This window comes from Microbacterium sp. LTA6 (genome assembly GCF_045690355.1).
Taxonomy (GTDB): Bacteria; Actinomycetota; Actinomycetes; order Actinomycetales; family Microbacteriaceae; genus Microbacterium.
This window is the reverse complement of sequence record NZ_CP147855.1, coordinates 489,274-507,952: the sequence shown is the minus strand read 5'-3', so window position 1 is coordinate 507,952 and position 18,679 is coordinate 489,274. Positions and strand designations below refer to the sequence as shown.

16 protein-coding genes are annotated in these 18,679 nt (G+C 69.0%); 12 read left to right on the top strand and 4 right to left on the bottom strand.

Annotation, left to right across the window (positions count from 1 at the left end):
• Positions 1-60: 60 nt before the first annotated feature.
• Genes LTA6_RS02340 through ccsB form a run of 4 tightly spaced genes read left to right on the top strand, consistent with a single transcriptional unit; the run spans position 61 to position 4,254 of the window.
• Entirely contained in the window at positions 61-711 is a 651-nt protein-coding gene (locus LTA6_RS02340) for a TlpA disulfide reductase family protein (protein ID WP_363551165.1), read from the top strand.
• 16 nt (positions 712-727) lie between these two features.
• Positions 728-1,525 carry a cytochrome c biogenesis CcdA family protein gene (locus LTA6_RS02335; RefSeq protein WP_407358557.1) on the top strand — a complete coding sequence of 266 codons (798 nt, stop codon included), beginning with the start codon at positions 728-730 and terminating at the stop codon, positions 1,523-1,525.
• Between the two features lie 19 nt (positions 1,526-1,544).
• The gene (locus LTA6_RS02330) at positions 1,545-3,284 is read left to right on the top strand and encodes a cytochrome c biogenesis protein ResB (protein WP_407358556.1); all 1,740 of its coding nucleotides are present in this window, start codon (positions 1,545-1,547) and stop codon (positions 3,282-3,284) included.
• Between the two features lie 4 nt (positions 3,285-3,288).
• Positions 3,289-4,254, top strand: a complete 966-nt coding sequence (gene ccsB / locus LTA6_RS02325) for a c-type cytochrome biogenesis protein CcsB (protein ID WP_341975854.1) — start codon at positions 3,289-3,291, stop codon at positions 4,252-4,254.
• A gap of 357 nt (positions 4,255-4,611) precedes the next feature.
• Here the strand turns inward: ccsB and LTA6_RS02320 are convergent, their stop codons facing one another.
• Both LTA6_RS02320 and LTA6_RS02315 read right to left on the bottom strand, forming a co-directional pair.
• Positions 4,612-6,585 (bottom strand): YhgE/Pip family protein, encoded by a 1,974-nt coding sequence (locus LTA6_RS02320; protein ID WP_407358555.1) that lies wholly within the window; start codon positions 6,583-6,585, stop codon positions 4,612-4,614.
• The gene (locus tag LTA6_RS02315; protein WP_407358554.1) at positions 6,582-9,344 is read right to left on the bottom strand and encodes an MMPL family transporter; all 2,763 of its coding nucleotides are present in this window, start codon (positions 9,342-9,344) and stop codon (positions 6,582-6,584) included. Before LTA6_RS02315 ends, LTA6_RS02320 begins: the two co-directional genes overlap by 4 nt.
• Before the next feature lie 144 nt (positions 9,345-9,488).
• Between LTA6_RS02315 and LTA6_RS02310 the strand changes: the two genes are divergently transcribed.
• Positions 9,489-10,115 carry a helix-turn-helix domain-containing protein gene (locus LTA6_RS02310; RefSeq protein WP_341975851.1) on the top strand — a complete coding sequence of 209 codons (627 nt, stop codon included), beginning with the start codon at positions 9,489-9,491 and terminating at the stop codon, positions 10,113-10,115.
• Positions 10,116-10,134: 19 nt separating this feature from the next.
• Here LTA6_RS02310 and LTA6_RS02305 read toward each other — a convergent pair whose 3' ends face one another.
• Positions 10,135-11,115 (bottom strand): o-succinylbenzoate synthase, encoded by a 981-nt coding sequence (locus tag LTA6_RS02305; protein WP_341975850.1) that lies wholly within the window; start codon positions 11,113-11,115, stop codon positions 10,135-10,137.
• Positions 11,116-11,290: 175 nt separating this feature from the next.
• A complete protein-coding gene (locus tag LTA6_RS02300) occupies positions 11,291-12,310 on the bottom strand; it encodes a GNAT family N-acetyltransferase (RefSeq protein ID WP_407358553.1) in 1,020 nt (339 codons plus the stop codon).
• 117 nt (positions 12,311-12,427) lie between these two features.
• On the opposite strand from LTA6_RS02300, the gene LTA6_RS02295 reads away from it, so the two are divergent.
• From LTA6_RS02295 to LTA6_RS02265, 7 genes are all read left to right on the top strand, one after another.
• Entirely contained in the window at positions 12,428-12,760 is a 333-nt protein-coding gene (locus LTA6_RS02295) for a PadR family transcriptional regulator (RefSeq protein WP_341978518.1), read from the top strand.
• A gap of 1 nt (position 12,761) precedes the next feature.
• Entirely contained in the window at positions 12,762-13,718 is a 957-nt protein-coding gene (locus tag LTA6_RS02290) for a permease prefix domain 1-containing protein (protein WP_407358552.1), read from the top strand.
• Between the two features lie 84 nt (positions 13,719-13,802).
• The gene (locus tag LTA6_RS02285; protein ID WP_407358551.1) at positions 13,803-14,729 is read left to right on the top strand and encodes a 1,4-dihydroxy-2-naphthoyl-CoA synthase; all 927 of its coding nucleotides are present in this window, start codon (positions 13,803-13,805) and stop codon (positions 14,727-14,729) included.
• A gap of 80 nt (positions 14,730-14,809) precedes the next feature.
• On the top strand, positions 14,810-15,955 hold the full coding sequence (locus tag LTA6_RS02280; protein WP_407358550.1) for an AMP-binding protein: 1,146 nt from the start codon (positions 14,810-14,812) through the stop codon (positions 15,953-15,955).
• Between the two features lie 44 nt (positions 15,956-15,999).
• Positions 16,000-16,791 (top strand): class I SAM-dependent methyltransferase, encoded by a 792-nt coding sequence (locus tag LTA6_RS02275; RefSeq protein ID WP_407358549.1) that lies wholly within the window; start codon positions 16,000-16,002, stop codon positions 16,789-16,791.
• A 66-nt stretch (positions 16,792-16,857) separates the two neighbouring features.
• Positions 16,858-18,042, top strand: coding sequence for a sensor histidine kinase (locus tag LTA6_RS02270; RefSeq protein WP_407358548.1), 1,185 nt, complete (start codon positions 16,858-16,860; stop codon positions 18,040-18,042).
• On the top strand, positions 18,039-18,674 hold the full coding sequence (locus LTA6_RS02265) for a response regulator transcription factor (RefSeq protein ID WP_341975843.1): 636 nt from the start codon (positions 18,039-18,041) through the stop codon (positions 18,672-18,674). Before LTA6_RS02270 ends, LTA6_RS02265 begins: the two co-directional genes overlap by 4 nt.
• Positions 18,675-18,679 lie beyond the last annotated feature (5 nt).

Genomic DNA, 18,679 nt, shown 5'->3' with positions numbered 1-18,679 from the left:
GCCGTTCGGCGGCCCCTGCATCCGGCTGGCCCATAGGGTCTCGCGCGTAAACTGAGAATCGTGCCACTCGCCTCGACGGTTGACCCGAATCGCAGCGGCCGCCGCTCCCGCACTCGACGCTCTCGTCGTGCGGTCGGAGCCGCGCTCGCCGCGGTACTCACCATCGGTCTGAGCGCCTGCGCGCCCGATCCGGTCAGCGAGTCCTTCCTGAGCGGTGAGAACACCGGTTACGTCGCCGCCGACGGAGCGATCGTCGAGATTCCCGAGAGCGAGCGCGGCGAGCCAGTCGTCTTCGGCGGCGTCACCGAGACCGGCGAGGACTTCGACAGCGCCGACCTCGAGGGTCAGGTCACCGTCGTGAACTTCTGGTACGCGGGATGCGCGCCGTGCCGTGTGGAGGCCGCCGACCTCGAATCGGTCTGGCAGGAGTACGAAGGCGACGGGGTCTCCTTCGTCGGCATCAACACCCGGGATCAGGCCGACACTGCGAAGGCGTTCGCCGACGAGTACTCGATCACGTACCCGAGCCTCATCGACGTCGACACCGCCGAGGCGAAGTTCGCGTTCGCTCAGGCGGTTCCGATCCAGGCGACGCCGACCACCCTCGTGCTCGACAAGCAGGGCCGCGTCGCCGCTCGCATCATCGGGCCGATCGACGGCACCTCGATCCTCTCCACGCTCGTCAAGGACGCGCTCGCGGAGTCTTCGTGAGCGCCGCGGGAGCGTCGTGAACACCGACGCCATCATCGGATCCGGCGCGCTGTGGGTCGCGATCCCCGTCGCGATGCTCGCGGGTCTCGTCTCCTTCCTCTCGCCGTGCGTGCTGCCGCTGGTTCCCGGCTACCTCGGCTTCATCGGGGGAGCGGTGGCTCCACGGTCGAGCGCGGGTGCTGAGGCTGAGGGCGTTTCGTCTCGCTCCGCTCGCTCAACGACCGGAGACTCCACCGGCCGCGGCCGCCTGGTCTTCGGCGTCCTCCTGTTCATCCTCGGCTTCACGGTCGTGTTCGTCGCATGGACGGTGCTCGGCGGGGCCACGGGGCTCTTCTTCGCGCAATGGGGCGAGGTGATCACCCGTGTGCTGGGCGGCGTCATCATCCTGATGGGGCTGGTCTTCCTCGGTCTCTTCGCCTTCGCGCAGCGGGAGTTCCGCTTCCACGTCGACTCGAAGGCGGGCATCATCGGTGCACCGCTGCTCGGTGTCGCCCTCGGCATCGGCTGGGCGCCGTGCATGGGGCCGACCCTCACGACGATCGTGTCGCTGTCCTGGAATGTCGGTGACCCTTGGCGTGCGTCGTTCCTCGGCATCGCCTACTCGCTCGGCCTCGGCATCCCGTTCCTGCTCGTCGCCCTCGGCTTCGGCTGGGCGACCAGAGCCGTCGGGTTCCTGCGCCGCCGCATCCGCCTGGTGAACATCATCGGCGGCATCCTGCTCATCGTGCTCGGCCTCCTGATGGTGACCGGTCTCTGGACCGACATCATGTCGCGACTGACGGCGGTGATGGGCAGTGTCTTCCTCCCGCTCTGAATCGAAGCCTCAGGATGCCGTGAACAACGACTCGAGCGATCCGCTCCGCCCATCCGACCACGTCGACGGTGACGACTCCATCACCCAGCCGCGACTGGGGTTCGTCGGCTGGCTGCGCTGGAGCTGGCGTCAGCTCACGTCGATGCGCACCGCCCTGGTGTTGCTGCTCGTGCTCGCGATCGCCGCGATCCCCGGATCGATCTTCCCGCAGCGGATGGCCGACCCCAACGGCGTCACGCAGTGGGAGCGCAACAATCCCGACCTGTTCCCGGTGCTCGATGCGCTGAAGCTGTTCGACGTCTACCTGTCGCCGTGGTTCTCCGCGATCTACCTGCTGCTGTTCACCTCGCTCGTCGGCTGCGTCATCCCGCGCATCAAGCACCACGCGAAGGCTCTCCGTGCGCGGCCGCCGCGCACCCCCTCCCGCCTGCAGCGGCTCGAGGACTTCCGCGCCGTGCGGCGCGAGGCTTCGGACGCGGATGCTGCGGCATCCGCATCGATCGATATCGCGACGAAACAGTTGAAGTCCCTCGGCTACCGCGTCGAACGCTACGACCGGGGGCACTCGTTCTCGGTCTCGGCAGAGCGCGGGTACTGGCGCGAGACCGGCAACCTCCTGTTCCACCTCGCGCTCGTCGGCGTGCTGATCACGGTCGGCGTCGGCGGCGGTTTCGCCTACACCGGCCAGCGCGTCCTGGTCGAGGGGGAGACCTTCGCGAACACGCTCGTCGACTACGACTCGATGAACCGCGGACGTTTCGTCTCCGACGACGCACTCACCCCGTATGCGATGAGGCTCGACTCCTTCGATGTCACCTACCAGCCGTTCGGCGAGCCGGGTTCAGGGCAGGCCGGCGACTTCTCCGCGAACGTGAGCGTGCAGGACACGACCGGCTCGTCCACGGACGGCGCGGTCAGGGTGAACCACCCGCTGGGCGTCGGCGGCGACCAGATCTATCTGCTCGGCAACGGTTATGCGCCCACCATCACGGTGCGCAACGCCGCCGGCGACATCGTCTACCGCAACAGCGTGCCGTTCCTCCCGCAGGACAACAACATGACCTCCCTCGGCGTCGTCAAGGTCACCGACGGCATGCCGGAACAGCTGGGTCTGATCGGCTTCTTCTATCCGACGGCCGCGTCCGGCCAGAAGGGCGCCATCGCCTCGGGGTACGGCGACCTGATCAACCCGTTGCTCACACTCGACGTGTACTCCGGCGACCTCGGAATCAACGACGGCATCCCGAAGTCCGTGTACGTGCTCGACACGACGGGGATGAAGAAGCTCGCCGGCCGCACGACGGACGTGAAGTCCATCGAGCTCGGCCCCGGAGAGACCGGCGACCTGCCGAACGGCCTGGGCACCGTGACCTTCGAAGACGAGTCGCCGGACGGGGCGACCGACGCCTCGCAGTCCGTCAAGCGGTTCGCATCGCTCCAGATCCACCACGACGCCTCCGCCGTGTGGGTGCTCGTCTTCGCCCTGTCGGCGCTCGGCGGCCTCATGCTCGCGCTGTTCGTGCCCCGTCGCCGCGTCTGGGTGAAGGCTTCGGGCGAGGACGGTGTCGTCTCGCTGGAATACGCCGGTCTCGCTCGCGGTGAGGACCCGACGCTCGCTGCGGCGGTCGATGACCTCGTCGCAGGTCACGCACGACTGATGGATGCCGCGGGCGGGTCGACCCGACGCGATGAGCCGGCGGATGAGACACCTGCGTCCCCCGCCGGCCCGGCGGCATCCGATACCCCGAAAGTAGACTGACACCATGCTCGAGCTCAACGTGCTCTCGCCGATCCTGCTGTGGACCGCGATCGCGATCTACGCGGCGGCCTTCGTGGCCTACGCCTTCGACCTGGCGCGGCGCTCGCAGGTGACCGCAGACGCGAGGAGCGAAGCAGAGCTCGTCGGGGTGGGGGCGCGAGGCAACGCCTACGCCGCAGACGCCTCGGTGCCCGCGCCTGCGCAGGGCTTCGTGATGGCACGGATCGGCACCTCGCTCACCGTTCTCGCCTTCCTCTTCCATCTGGCGGCGACGGTGACGCGCGGCATCGCCGCTGGACGCGTGCCGTGGGCGAACCTGTACGAGTTCGGGATGATCGGCACGCTGCTCGTCGTCGCCGTCTTCCTCGCCGTGCTCACGCGGCTCGACCTGCGCTTCCTCGGCACCTTCATCATCGGCCTGGTCGTCGTGCTGCTCGGCGGCGCCGCGACCAGCTTCTATGTCGCCGTCGTGCCGCTGATGGACCCGTTGAAGAGCATCTGGCTGATCATCCATGTCTTCGTCGCATCGCTCGGCACGGCGTTCTTCGCGCTGGCATTCGCCCTGTCCGTGATCCAGCTGATGCAGGCGCGCCGCGAGCGCCTGGTCGGCGAGAACGCGGCGAAGACCGGCCCCGGGTTCCTGCGCACGCTCCCCGGCTCCGACCGGCTCGAGAGCCTCGCGTACCGCTTCACCATCGTGGGCTTCATCCTCTGGACCTTCACGCTCATCGCCGGCGCGATCTGGGCGCAGGACGCCTGGGGCCGTTACTGGGGCTTCGACGTCAAGGAGACCTGGACGTTCGTGATCTGGGTCATCTACGCCGGCTACATCCACGCGCGGGCGACCCGCGGCTGGCGCGGCAGCCGCTCCGCGTGGCTCGCGATCGTCGGATTCTCCGCCGTGATCTTCAACTTCACGATCGTGAACGTCTTCTTCAAGGGCCTGCACGCGTACTCCGGCCTCAGCTGACCCAGGCGGGCGTGCGTGCGCGGCGGCGATGCGCCGCGGGCACAACGTCGGAGCTGGATGGCGACACGCCGTGGTCGGCGCTGTTTTAGCGGCGTTTCGATCGGAGCATCCGAAGTTGTGCTCGGTGTGACGGTCCTATCGCCCGAACAGGTCTCAGCCCACGGGATGATCTGAATTCCCGCGGGCTGACGGATGCTGTGTGCACAGCTTCGGAGCCGGATGACGACTCGCCGAGGCCGGTGCCTTCATGGCGGCCTGTCGGGCGTGAAATCCGAAGTCGTGCACGGTGCCGGAGGTGCTGGCCGGACGGGTCGCCCGTCGGGGCGGATGCCGGGCCAGCGGGGCCCGCCGCGGCGATCACGCCGTGGCGAGCACCGCCTTCGTCGAGGTGGTGCGGCGTAGGGCGACGGCGATCGTCGTCGCGACGATCGACAGCACCGCCCACACCACCAGCGCCGCGATCGCGCCGCCGTTCGCGGCGATGAGGCCGGTGAACGCCGGAGCGGTGGGGAGTGCAGCTCCGATTCCTGCCAGCCAGCCCGGCACCGTGGAGATGAGGCCGGTGGCCACGGCGAGCACGCCGATCAGTGCGCTGATCCAGCGCCCGATTCCACCGAACAGGGCGACGAGGGCTTGATTCACCGCGGCGAAGACGATGCCCGACAGCACTGCGGTCCCGGCGAAGGCCCACCATTCCGCGGCACCGTATCCGGCGACGATCTGCACGATGAGCGCCACCAGCAGGCCCTGTGCAGCACCGATCAACGCCGCGGGGGTGAAGGCGCGGAGGGTGAGGGCTGCCGAGGAGCGCCGTGAGGTCAGTGTCCGCTCGGTGTGGGCACGCATCACGATGAACGAGGTGAGCCCGCCGAACCACAGCACCACGGCGGCGAGCAGCGGGATCGCGGTCGGACCGAAGATCGTGCCCGTCGTCGCGTTGCTCGACACGGGGTCGGCGATGACGGAGGCCAGCGAGGTCGACTCCTCGTCGCTGAACGACGGCAGCGAGTCGGCGGCGGTGCGCAGACCACCGGCGAGGTCGCCCGTGCCGGTGGCCAGAGTGTCGAGCCCCGTGGCGAGCTCCGATGCGCCGGTCGACAGCGCGGTGGCGCCGCCGGACAGTTCCCCAGCGCCGCTGGACAGGGCGCGCGCGCCCGCGCTCGACTGGTCGACGCCGCCGGCGAGCTGGGTGAGGCCGCCCGCGAGAGCTGTGGCGCCGTCGCCGGCCTGACGCATCTGAGACGCGAGTTCAGCGGATGCGGCGGCATCGAACTGTGTGAGCGCGTAGACAGTGCCGCTGGCAGCACCTGATGCCTGGGCGGCGGCTTTATCGAGGGCCGCGGCGTCGGCGGATGCGGTCTGGAGTCCCGTGCAGAGAGCGGGAGTGGCGGCCGCGTCGCAGGTCCCGAGGAGATTCGCCAGTTGGGCGGACAGGGACGACGCTTTTTCGGCGACCTGCCCTGTCGCGGTTGCGCTGCCATTCGCGGCGCCGTACACGGGATCGGCGACGATGCCGTTCGCCTCCAGGGCGGTCGCGCCGCCGGTCAGGCCCGAACCGATCTGCGCCGCACCGGATGCGGCACCGCGGGTGTTCTGGGCGATCGTGTCGAGCCCGTTCGCGAGATCCGTCGCTCCGGATCCGAGCTGGGATGCGCCGGAGGCGAGCTTCGTCGCCCCATCGGGAATCGCGGCGGCGCCGGTCGCGGCACCCCGAGCCCCGGACGCGAGCTCGGCGGCGCCGGACGCGGCCTCGCCGATCCGGTCTCCGATCGTCGTGAAGCCGACGAGCACGTTCTCCATCGTCGCTTCGCTGAGCATGGTGCCCATCGTCGATGCGGCGACCGAAGCGATCTGCCCGGTGATGAGATCGTCGGCGACGAGCCCGTCCTCGGGCGTGGTCACGGTGATGGTGGCCTTCTCCGCCTTGTCCGCTGCGGATCCGCCGCCGTCGGCGATCGCCTGCCCGGAGGAAGTGGCAGCGGCCGAGAAGCTCTCCGGGATCGTGATGACGGCCTGATAGGAACCGTCCGCGAGCCCTGCGGCAGCGTCGTCTTCGTTGGAGATCACCCAGGTCAGGTTCGAGTCCAGGTCGTCTGACCCTTCGACGAGGCCGGATGCCAGCTGGCGCCCCAACGGGGCGAGTTGCCCATCGACCTTCACCGGCTCGTCGAGGTTGACGATCGCGGCGGTCATCGAATCCAGGCGCTCTGTCGGATTCTGCAGGGCTGCGACCAGGATGCCGCCGACGGCGGCCGGCAGCAGCAGGATCCCGAGGATCGTGAGCCACGTGATGGGCTTGCGGGAGCGTGCGCGCTCGATGGAGAGGGTCATGCGTTCACCTCGGTTGATTCGGCGGATGCTTCCGGACTGATGATCGTGGCGGGTGTGCGCAGGTCGACGACGGATGCCTCGCCGCGGCCGGCGTCTGCCAGCAGCGCTCGCGCAGCATCCGCATCCATTGCCGAGGCGAACATGGCGACCTCCGACCCGGCATCGCGCAACCGGGCGATGAGCTGGTCGCGTGCAGCGCCGGACATCCGGTCGATGCCGTCGATCACGACGAGGCTCGTGCGCCCGCGCAGGGCTTCGTCGAGGTCGCGGACGGCGGTGTCTGGGTCGTCGATGAGCACGCAGCCGACGTGGGCGCGCACCCAGGCGGCGCGTCCGGGAAGCAGATGTCCCGCGGTGCGCAGGCGTCCGGCCTCCGGAGCCACCCGGCCCGTCACGGTCAGAGCGAGTGCACGCAGCGTGCCGCGCGAGGCGCCGGTCGCCACGAGCGTTCCCCCGGGCGCGAGGCGCAGCGACACGGGCGCGGCACCCGCGATGGGGAGCTCGTCGGCGGCGATCACGGAATCGTCGCCGGGCCAGGCCGCGAGGTGGCGTTCGCGTTCGACGGCCTCTCCCTCGATGTCGACGCTCGGCAGGATCCGCTCCAGCCATGCCGGGATCTGCCAGGCGCGCTCGCCGAGGATCGCCATCAGGGCGGGGATCAGCGTCATCCGCACGAGGAACGCATCGATCGCGATGCCGGCCGCGAGGCCGAGGGCGATCGGCTTCAGCGACGAGTCGCCTTCCGGGACGAACGCCACGAACACGGCGAACATGATCAGGCCCGCGGCGGTGACGACCTTCGCCGAGCCGGTGAAGCCGGTGCGAACGGCGCGCAGTGCGGCCTCTCGCCGAGTCTCCGGATCCTTCGACAGCGGGTCGTGCACATAGTCCTCTCGCATCCGCGAGACGAGGAACACCTGGTAATCCATGGCCAATCCGAAGAGCACGCCCATCAGGACGATCGGCATGAAGCTGATGATCGGGCCGACCTTCGCGACGTGCAGGGCATCGGCGAACCAGCCCCACTCGAACACGGCGGCGACGACGCCGAATGCGGCGACGATCGACAGCAGGTAGCCGAACGCTGCGGTGAGCGGCACCCAGAGCGATCGGAAGACGATCGTGAGCAGGATCAGCGAGAGGCCGATCACGAAGATGCCGAACGGCAGGAGCGCCGCGCCGAGCTGATCGGAGATGTCGATTCCCACAGCTGTGAAGCCGGTGACCTTCAGGTCGATGCCGAATTCATCGAGCCACTCGTCGTGGTGCGAGCGCAGCTCGCGCACGAGGTCGGCGGTCGCGGGGTCGTCGGGCGCGGTCTCCGGGATGACCTGCACGATTCCGGTGTCAGCGGTCTCGTTCGGAGTCGAGAGCGCGACCTCTCGCACACCGTCGACCTGGGCCACGGCATCGCCGAGGTCCTCCATGAGGGCGAGCGGGTCGGTCGACGTGACGATGGTGCCGGTGAGGATGAGCGGGCCGTTGAAGCCAGGGCCGAACTGTTCGCCGACGAGGTCGTAGCTCTGCCGCGCTTCGGAGTCCTTGGGGAGCACTCCGGCGTTGGGCAGAGCGAGGTTGAGGCTGAGCGCGGGGATGGCCACGATGCCCAGGCCGATGATCACGGCGAGGGACGTCAGCACCGGACGCCGGGTCACACCCTCGACCCAGCGCGCGCTGGCGGCGCGGCGCGGCGCGCGAACGGGGGCGCCCTTCTTCGGCATCCGCGCCTTCTTGGGCCGACCGGCGACTCGGCCCTTCATGAACCCGAGGAGCGCCGGTGTCAGGGTCACCGCGATCGCGACGGCGATGGCGACGGCGACGGATGCGGCGATTCCCATCGTCGTCAGGAACGGGATGCCGGCGAAACCGAGACCGATCAGCGCGATGAGCACCGTGATCCCGGCGAACACGACGGCAGAGCCGGCGGTGCCGACCGCGCGGGCGGCGGACTCTTCCGGATCCACTCCGTCGCGGACCTGATCCTGGTGCCGCGCCATGATGAACAGCGCGTAGTCGATCCCGACCGCGAGTCCCAGCATCAGCGCCAGCAGCGGCGTGGTCGAGGAGACGGTCGCAAAGGCGGTGGCGGCGAAGATGCCGGCCATCGAGATTCCGACTCCCAGGATCGCGGTGAGCAGGGGGAGGCCGGCGACCACGAACGAGCGGAACGTGACGATGAGCACCAGGAGCGCGATCAGGAGACCGACGGCCTCGGTGATCGTGATCGTGGGCATGGACAGCGCGAACAGGTCGCCGCCGAGCTGTGTCTGGCTGCCGTCCGGAAGCGCGGCCGCCAGGTCGTCGACGGCGGCGTTCAGGACGTCTTTCGTCTCGGCGGAGACATCGCTCGCCTCGCCGTCGAACTGCAGGCGCACGATGGCGGCGGTCTCGTCTTCGTTGACCATGCCGGTGACCAGTTCGTCATAGGGCGAGGTCACCGCGAGCACTTCGTCGAGGTCGGACAGATCGTCCACCGTGTCTTCTATGTGCTCGCGATAGGCGTCATCGGTGACGTGATCACCGTCGGCCGCGACGACGATGAACTGCGCGTTGGTTCCACTCACCTGCGGGAACGAGCGGGAGAGCTGCTCGAGGCCCGCCTGCGATTCGGTTCCGGGGATCGAGAAGCTGTTGTCGGTACCGGCGCCCAGCACGAGCGCGCCGGTGCCGGCGAGGCCGAGCGCGAGCAGCCAGGACGCGAGCACGCGCCACGGATGCCGATACGACCAGCGTCCGAGCGAGGACAGGAGAGTGGACACGCGGTTCCTCCGTCGATCCGATTTGGATACACGGATGTATCCGATACATACATGTATCGTAGGGTCATCAGCGCGCGAAAGGCTGTGCACCGGGTGTGAGACATCCGCGCGGTGGTCGTGCGAGAGTGAAGGCTGGAGGTTTCGATGACGACACCGGCTACCCGGAGCCGCGAGAACACGCGCGCCCGTCTGTTGGAGGCTGCGGCTCAGGTCTTCGCCGAAGTCGGCCTCGAAGGAGCGACGGTCGAGGCCGTCTGCGAGCGCGCCGGTTTCACGCGCGGCGCCTTCTACTCGAACTTCGAATCCAAGGACGAGCTCTTCCTGATGCTCGCCGGCAGCGTCGCCGAGGTACGGGTGAGCGCCGTGCGGGCGCGCGTCGCCGAACTCGCGGTGAGCGGTGCGCTCGCTGATGGATGCGACCCCGTCGAGCTCGTGCAGCAGGTGATGGACTCGGGCGGCGATGATCGCCTCGGCGTGATGATGATGAGCGAGATCCGCATCCGCGCGCTCCGCGATCCCTCATTCGGTGCGGCCTACCTCGCGCAGGAGCGGGAGATGGTGTCGAGCATCGCCGAGATCATCACCGACATCGTCGCCGAAGGCACGTTCCGGCTGCGACTGCCCGCCGAGACCGCGGCCCGGATGCTCATGATCGTCTGGGAGGGGATGACGGTGCGCGGTGCGATGGCGGGACACGACGCAGCCCAGCTTCGTCATGCCGGCAGCGAGGAACTCGGCCGGCTCGTGGAGCTGCTGCTGCTGGAGAGGTGAGGTCGGTCGCGAACCGACGTCAGCGCGCCGCGAGAACCTCGTAGCAGCGCTCGAGCCGCGCCAGCCACCACTCGCGTCGATCGGCGGATGCCGCGAGGCGCTCCAGGGCCGCAGCATCCGGAGTCACCCGCCCGACCGGAATGCTGCCGTTCTCCGCCCGGAAGTCCGCGACGTCGTCGAGGAAGAGCGAAGACGTGCCGAGGCCGCAGTCGTAGTCGAGTCGCGGGAGGGCCGCCGCCAGCGTCACGCCCTGCGACAGGCCGATGGCCGTGTCGAGGGCGCTGGACACGACGGCCGGGAGACCCGCCGCGGTGACGAGTTGCAGGGCGTGCGTGACCCCGCCGAGCGGCTGCGCCTTGATCACGAGCAGATCCGCAGCACCGGCGCGCGCGACGGCGAGGGGATCCGATGACTTCCGCACACTCTCGTCTGCGGCGACAGGGATGCCCATGTACTTCACCCGCTGTCGCAGCTCGGCGAGCTCCGGCACGGTCGCGCACGGCTGTTCGACGTACTCGAGGTCGAACTCGTTCAGGGCGTGGACGGCGCGTTCCGCCTCATCGACGTTCCACGCACCGTTGGCATCGATGCGGATGCGCCCCTCCGGTCCCATGACTTCGCGCACCGCGCGAACCCGGGCGATGTCGTCGGAGAGGGCCTGTCCCGGTTCTGCGACCTTGACCTTGGTCGTGCGGCATCCGGCGAATCGCGACAGTACTTCGGCGACGCGGGCCGCGTCGACGGCCGGAACAGTCGCGTTCACGTTGACCCGGTCGCGCAGCGGCTCCGGCTGTGCACGCCAGGCGAAGTCGATCGCGGCTGACAGCCAGACGGATGCCTCGTCGTCGCCGTACTCGAGGAACGGCGAGAATTCCGCCCATCCCTCCGGTCCTTCGAACAGGAGCGCCTCCCTGGTGTCGACGCCGCGGAAGCGCGTGTGCATCGGGAGTGCGACCACCCTGGCCGAATCGAGGAGATCTGCGAGCGTCGTCGGGAGCATGTGCCCATTGTGCCCCGTCGACGCCGTCACGCGGCATCCGCGCCGCCCGCGCGCCGGTTCATGACTCAGGAGAATTCGTCGCTCGAGGTGGCGTGCGATGCGATGATCGGCGTGTTGCCGGGGACGCTGCGGGTCCTTCTGGAAATTTCTCCTGAGTTATGAACCATGCTCCTGGTCAGCCGAGGCGCTTCTGCAGTTCGCCCATCCGCTCGCTCGGGCGGAAGCCGAGCAGGATGTTCACGGCCAGCATGTGCGCGTTCGACTCGGCGTTGTAGGTGTAGACGGCGCGGGCCTGCGGTGCCTCGTGCTGCAGCATCCGCAAGTTCGCCAGTTTCACCGCCGTGCCCAGCCGGTGCCCGCGGTCGGCGCCGCGAACCAGGGTGCCCCATTGGTAGGCGTTGCCGTCGTCGCCGGAGACCACCAGCTGCGTGTACGCCGCTGCTGAACCGTCTGCCGCCAGAGCGATCGTGCCGAAGGATGTACGGCTCTGTCGTTCGATGAGTTCTTCCGACTCGCGGATGCTGCTGACGTCTGGCGTGACCGGCTCGATGTCGAGATCGCCGCTCGGCGCTTCGGTATCGACCGATGCATCGAGGATCGCCCAGCCCTCGACGACGTCATCGGGCACGCGGCCGACCCAGCTGCGGATCTCGTAACCCGCGATCGCATCAGCGATGTCTGCCTCGATGCGGTCCAGGAGAGCGGGGTCGACCGGGAGAGGCAGGCGGCTCTGCAGATCGCCGAGCGCGAGCGTGTATCCATGCCGCCGAGCGAACTCTCGGCCGGGTGCGCCGGCTCCCTCGGGCCCGAGCTCGTGCGGCCACGACGCCGCCGACTGCGCGGTGGTGCGGTCGGCGTTCAGCGCCTCGCCCTCGAGGAACGCCAACGCCGTGGAGCCGAAACCGCGGCGTCGGTGTTCCGGGCGGACGCACACCGCGAGGTGCGCGATGTGCGTGTTGTCCTTGCGGGGCAGCGCCAGACTTGCTGATCCGACGACGAGGCCGTCCGAGCGCAGGAGGAAAGCGCGGCGCTCCACCACCGTCGAGTCCTGCTGCAGTTCGCTGCGCGATTCCTCGCGACTCCACAGCGGCGCGGCGGGGCCGCGATCCGCGCGTTCGGCCGTGGCGTAGGCATCCCACCAGGCATCGACCGCGGCGTCGTCGAACGGGTCGATGCGTGTGATCTCCACTGACATGAAACCCACGCTAGCGGTCTCGTTGCCGCGCGGTCGTGGCCGGAACCCGGCCGGTCGTCAGAGCACACAGGAATGTGTCGTTGATAATAGTGTGTGACGCACAGTAATGTGATGAACATGAACGAGATCCTCGATACGCACCTGCAGGAACTGCGGCGCGGCACGATCGTGCTGGCGTGCTTGCAACTGCTGCGCGCCCCGGGGTACGGCTACGGACTGCTCGAAGATCTCGAGCGCCGCGGCTTCGCCACCGACGCCAACACGCTCTACCCGCTGCTCCGCCGTCTGGAGAAGCAGGAGTACCTCACGAGCGAGTGGAACACCGACGAGGCGCGGCCTCGCAAGTTCTACCGCACCTCGGATGCCGGCATGCGCCTCGCCGACACCCTCACCGACGAATGGCGATCGCTGACCACTGCGATCGCGGGCCTCACCGCAGAGGAGAACTGAGATGTCCACGAACACACTGACCGAGCGCTACATCGCGGCCACGGTCAAGAGCCTGACGCCGACAGCTCAGGACGACGTCCGCGCCGAGCTCGAGGCGTCGATCTCCGACGCCGTCGAAGCGCGCGTCGAGCAGGGCGAGAGCCGGACGGATGCCGAGCGCGCCGTCCTCACCGAGCTCGGCGACCCCGGCATCCTGGCCGCCGGCTACGCCGACCAGCCGCTGCACCTGATCGGTCCGAAGTACTTCCTGACCTGGTGGCGGCTGCTGAAGCTGCTGCTGGTCATCGTGCCGGTCTGCGCGATGGGCGGCGTCGCGCTCGCGCAGGCGCTGGACCGGGCCTCCGTCGGCGAGATCATCGGCGCCGCGATCGGCGTGGGCATCTCGGTCATCGTGCACGTCTGCTTCTGGGTGACGCTGGTCTTCTTCGTGCTCGAGCGCACCGGCGCCGACACCGGGGTGAAATGGGACGTCGACCAGCTGCCGGAACCGACGCCGAGCGGCGCAGGGCGGGCAGACGCCATCGCGTCACTCGTCTTCCTCGCGATCGGCGTCGGGGCGGTCTTCTGGGATGCCTTCATCGGGTTCTTCCCGACCGGCGGCGATCCCATTCCGCTGCTGAACCCGGGACTGTGGCCGTGGGGGATCAGCGTCCTCTTTGCACTGATCGTGGCTGAGGCGCTGCTGTCGGTCGCCGTGTACGCGAAGCGGCGGTGGACCGTCGGCGCTGCGGTGATCAACACCTTGCTGGCCGTCGCCTTCGCCGTCTGGTCGGTCACGCTGCTCATGCGCGGCGAGCTGATCAACCCGGAGTTCCTGAGTTTCGTCTTCACCGGCAACGGGGTCGAGAGCGACACGATGGAAGTCCTCACTGTCATCACCGGCTTCTCCCTCGTGGCGTTCGCCGCGTGGGATGCAGTGGACGGCTGGATCAAGACCATGCGTGCGCGCCGCGCGTGATCCGCATCGTCAGGAAGCGCCGCCTCTCCCGGGAGGCGGCGCTCCCTGCGTGGTGAGGGCGAGGTGAGGAATAGGCTGGATCCCGTGGCCAACGCATTCGTCTCCGACCTGTTCGATCCCGCCGAATGGGTGCTCGCGCCCGGTGTCGACGGAAAGAGTGCCGCCGAGTACACCGACATCACCGCGCACGTCTCGCACGACGGTGGCGTCGCCCGCATCGCGTTCAACCGCCCTGAGGTGCGCAACGCCTTCCGCCCGCACACCGTCGACGAGCTCTACCGGGCGCTCGACATCGCGCGCCAGGATCCGAAGATCGGCGCCGTGCTCCTCACCGGAAACGGGCCGAGCCCGAAGGACGGCGGCTGGGCGTTCTGCTCCGGTGGCGATCAGCGCATCCGCGGTCGCGACGGCTACAAGTACTCCGACGACGAGACCGCCGTGCAGAACCCGGCGCGAGCAGGGCGCCTGCACATCCTCGAGGTGCAGCGTCTCATCCGCTTCATGCCCAAGGTCGTCATCGCGGTCGTCCCCGGTTGGGCCGCCGGTGGCGGGCACTCCCTGCACGTCGTCTGCGACCTCACCATCGCGAGCGCCGAAGAGGCGCGGTTCAAGCAGACGGACGCCGACGTCGGATCCTTCGACGCGGGCTACGGCTCGGCGTACATGGCGCGCCAGACCGGACAGAAGTTCGCGCGTGAGGTGTTCTTCCTCGCGGAGGAGTACTCGGCGCAGCGCGCCTACGAAGCGGGCGCTGTGAACCGCGTCGTTCCGCACGCCGAACTCGAGCGTGAGGCGCTGAAGGTGGCGCGCACTGTGCTCACCAAGTCGCCCACCGCGATCCGCATGCTGAAGTTCGCCTTCAACGCCGTCGACGACGGTCTCGTCGGCCAGCAGGTCTTCGCAGGCGAGGCGACCCGCCTCGCATACGGCACCGACGAGGCGGTCGAGGGGCGCGACTCCTTCCTCGAGAAGCGCGACCCGGACTGGTCCTCCTTCCCCTGGCACTACTAGGCCGTCATGTCATCGATCGCGCACGACCCGCTCCCGACCAGAACTGTGGAGAGCAGATCATGCCTGCGGGGGAGTGACGGATGGTCTCGCTGATTCCGACGGATGCCGACGACCCCGCCGAGGTGTTCGCCGCTTTGCGCCACGCCCTCGACGGCGGACCGGCGCTCGGATTCGGAATGCTCGCCAGCGCGCCGGAGCGGGTACCGGACGGCACAGCGGCGGTCATCGCGACCTCCGGATCCAGCGGCGTCCCGAAGAGGGTCGCTCTGAGCGGCGAAGCGCTGCGTGCGAGCGCAGAGGCGACTGCGGCCCGCATCGGCAGCGGGCGCTGGCTGCTGGCTCTCCCGGTGGGTTACGTCGCCGGGCTCCAGGTGCTGGTGCGCTCGGCGCTCGCCGGTACCGAGCCCGTCGCGCCGGAGGGGCGGTTCTCTCCCAGCTCGTTCGCAGAGGCGACGCTGTCGATGGTGCGCCGGGGCGACGAAGCGCTGTTCACCGCTCTCGTGCCGGCGCAGCTCGCGACGCTCCTCGATGCGGCCGACGAACCAGGGGTACGTGCGGCACTGCGGGCGTACCGGGCGATCCTCGTCGGTGGCCAGGCGCTGCCCGAGCCACTGCGGGAGCGGGCCGCTGATCTCGGTGCTCCGCTCGTGCGCACCTACGGATCGACCGAGACGAGCGGCGGGTGCGTCTACGACGGTGTGCCGCTCGACACGGTTGCTGTGCACTCCGTCGATGGCGAGCTGCACCTCGCCGGCCCGATGCTCGCCGACGGCTATCTCGGTGATGCAGAGTTGACGGCGCGAACGTTCGTGCGCGACCGGCACGGCATCCGCTGGTACCGCACCGGCGATCTCGGGCTCGTCGACGAGGACGGCATCGTGCGGGTGCACGGCAGGGCCGACAACGTCATCGTCTCGGGCGGCATCAACATCTCACTCGACCGCGTCGAGCGCATCGTGCGCCTGGTGCCAGGGCTGCATCAGGCGGTGGTCGTCGGGGTGGAGGACGCACGCTGGGGAGAGGCATCCGTCATCGTCGCCGCCCGCGGTGAGGCGCTCCGCCGCAGCGAGTCCGAGCAGCTGGCCCATGCCCGCGAGGTGGTGGCTGCCGAGCTCGGCAAGCACGCCAGACCCGCGCGGCTCATCCTCGTGGACGAGTTGGCGACGCTCCCGTCCGGCAAGCCCGATCGCGACAGCATCCGTCGGGCCGTCGCCGACCTGCACTGATCCGCCGGCCGATCGCTCCCGATCGGCATGCCAGACTGGCACGCATGGCCTCGTACACGCACGGACATCACGAATCCGTCCTCCGTTCGCACAACACCAGGAACATCGCGAACTCGGCGGAGTACCTCCGGCCCCACCTCGGCGCCTCGACGCGACTTCTCGACGTCGGAGCGGGACCGGGCACGATCACGATGGACTTCGCCAGCGTCGTCGATCGGGTCACCGCGACGGAGATCGATGATGCGGCGCTGTCGCTGTCGCGCGAACTCGCCGCGAGCCGTGGGGTGACGAACGTCGACTTCTCCGTCGAGGACGTGCACGCCCTGAGCTTCGCCGATGACAGCTTCGACGTCGTGCACGCGCATCAGGTGCTGCAGCACGTGGCTGACCCGGTGCAGGCGTTGCGTGAGATGCGCCGTGTCACGGTGCCCGGTGGCATCGTCGCCGCGCGCGACGCCGACTATGCGGGCTTCATCTGGTTCCCGCTGCTTCCGGAGCTGGATCGGTGGCTCGAGCTCTATCGCGCTGCGGCACGGGCGAACGGCGGAGAGCCCGACGCCGGTCGGCAGCTGCTGTCCTGGGCGCGGCAGGCGGGTTTCACGGATGTCCGCGCCACCGCGTCGACCTGGTGCTACGCGACTCCGGCCGAACGCGCATGGTGGGGCGGGATGTGGGCAGACCGCATTCTCGAGTCCGCGTTGGCCAGGCAGTTGGTGCGGGAGGATCGCGCGACCACCACGGATCTGCAGGCGATCAGCGACGCGTGGAAGCGCTGGGCGGATGCCGAGGACGGCTGGTACCTCGTGCCCCACGGCGAGATCCTCTGCCGCGCCTGACGAGTCGGTGCGGGATACATCTCGAGGCGGATGCGGGGAGCGCGGGGCGCCGCGTAGCGTAGGGGAGTGATCCGCCCCGTCTCCCGTACCTGGCTCGTGCTCGACATCGTCGGCGCGATCGTCGGCTTCGCCGTGACGGCGCCGCTGTCCTTCCTTGCCGGTACGAATGAGCTGAGCGTCTGGATCCACTCCGGTCCCATCGCCGTCACGATCTATGTCGTCGTCGGCGTGATCCTCTGGGGCGCGGCCGCGATCAGTCGCCTCTCGCCCGCGCTCGCCCTCGGAATCGCGTGGATCGGGGCGGTCATCCAGATGGGGGCTGGGCTCCCGCCGTCTGCGTACAACATCGCCATTCTCCTCATCCTGTTTGCGACATCGGCATGGGGAAGCAGGCGGGTGCTGTGGATCGGCGGCGTCTCGGCACTCGGTGGCGGGGTGCTGGGCGGCATCTACTTCGCGTTGATCTGGTCAGGACTTCTGACCGATGCCTCGAGCACCCTGAGGGTCGCGACGAGTGCGGCGCTGATCGGCTCGGTCTTCGTACTGGCGATGGTGATGTCGTGGGGGACCGGACTGCTGTGGCGAGTGGTGGTGAAGGGCCGGGAGACGCAGGTGGCCAAGGCTCAGGCCGAAGCCGTCGCCGCGGAGGAGCAGGAGCGAGTGCGGATCGCCAGGGACATGCACGACATCGTCGCGCACTCACTCGCGGTCGTGATCGCCCAAGCCGACGGCGCGCGCTACGCGGCCGCCGTGCAGCCCGAGCTGGCGCAGGAAGCCCTGGGTACGATCGCGCAGACCGCACGCGGTGCGCTCTCCGATGTCCGGATGCTGCTCACCCAGCTCCGCCATCGCCAGGGCGACGGCCCGCAACCGACGCTGGCCGACCTCGAGACGCTGTTCGCGCAGGTGCGGCACGCCGGGGTCGAGCCCCGCATCACCGTCGATCCGATGCCTCCGGGCGAGCCGCCGGCGGCGATCCAGCTCGCGGTGTATCGCATCCTGCAGGAGGCGCTCACGAACGCGATCCGGCACGGCGACGGCGCGGTCGACGTGCACCTCGCCTGGCTCCTTGATCGCGTCGACATCCAGGTGCGCAACACCGTGACCGGCGAGCGGGTCGTCGGCCAGGGAGGGCACGGCGTCATCGGCATGCGCGAGCGCGCGCAACTCGTCGGCGGTAACCTGCAGGCTGAGCATCAGGGCGCACAGTTCGTCGTCCGGGCGACGCTCCCCATCGGAGGCAGGGCATGATCAGGGTCGTTCTCGTGGATGATCAGGCGCTGTTCCGTGCCGGCATCCGCATGCTCGTCGCCTCCCAACCCGACCTCGATGTCGTCGGCGAAGCGGGAGACGGCCGTCAGGCCCTCGACGTGGTGCGGGAGACCCGGCCCGACGTCGTGCTGATGGATATCCGGATGCCGGTGATGGACGGGCTCACCGCGACGGCGGAGATCCTCTCCCAGCCCGATCCACCGCGCATCGTGATGCTCACGACCTTCGACCTCGACGAGGCCGCCGCGCGGGCGATCCGCCAGGGGGCGAGCGGCTTTCTGCTGAAGGACGCCGATCCGGAGTTCCTGCTCGCCGCGATCCGCACCGTGCATTCGGGGTCGTCGGTGATCGCGGCATCCGCCACCCGCGACCTCTTCCAGCACTTCACCGAGGCGCCGAAGCCGGTTCCGCCTCAGTACGCCGACCTCACCGACCGCGAACGGGAGATCTTCGCTCTCGCCGCTCGGGGTCTGTCGAATGCCGAGATCGCTGCCCGTGAGTACCTCAGCGAGGCGACCGTGAAGACGCACATCAGCAGGATCCTCGCCAAGCTGGCGCTGCGTGATCGGGTGCAGCTGGTGGTGTTCGCGTTCGAGCACGGGCTGAACTGAGCGGC

Bases quoted from the DNA above. Each gene is read 5' to 3' on its own strand.
- LTA6_RS02275 (WP_407358549.1), top strand. From the start codon at position 16,000: ATGGCCTCGTACACGCACGGACATCACGAATCCGTCCTCCGTTCGCAC.
- LTA6_RS02310 (WP_341975851.1), top strand. From the start codon at position 9,489: ATGACGACACCGGCTACCCGGAGCCGCGAGAACACGCGCGCCCGTCTG.
- ccsB (WP_341975854.1), top strand. From the start codon at position 3,289: ATGCTCGAGCTCAACGTGCTCTCGCCGATCCTGCTGTGGACCGCGATC.
- LTA6_RS02265 (WP_341975843.1), top strand. From the start codon at position 18,039: ATGATCAGGGTCGTTCTCGTGGATGATCAGGCGCTGTTCCGTGCCGGC.
- LTA6_RS02305 (WP_341975850.1), bottom strand. From the start codon at position 11,115: ATGCTCCCGACGACGCTCGCAGATCTCCTCGATTCGGCCAGGGTGGTC.
- LTA6_RS02280 (WP_407358550.1), top strand. From the start codon at position 14,810: ATGGTCTCGCTGATTCCGACGGATGCCGACGACCCCGCCGAGGTGTTC.
- LTA6_RS02290 (WP_407358552.1), top strand. From the start codon at position 12,762: ATGTCCACGAACACACTGACCGAGCGCTACATCGCGGCCACGGTCAAG.
- LTA6_RS02300 (WP_407358553.1), bottom strand. From the start codon at position 12,310: ATGTCAGTGGAGATCACACGCATCGACCCGTTCGACGACGCCGCGGTC.
- LTA6_RS02295 (WP_341978518.1), top strand. From the start codon at position 12,428: ATGAACGAGATCCTCGATACGCACCTGCAGGAACTGCGGCGCGGCACG.
- LTA6_RS02320 (WP_407358555.1), bottom strand. From the start codon at position 6,585: ATGACCCTCTCCATCGAGCGCGCACGCTCCCGCAAGCCCATCACGTGG.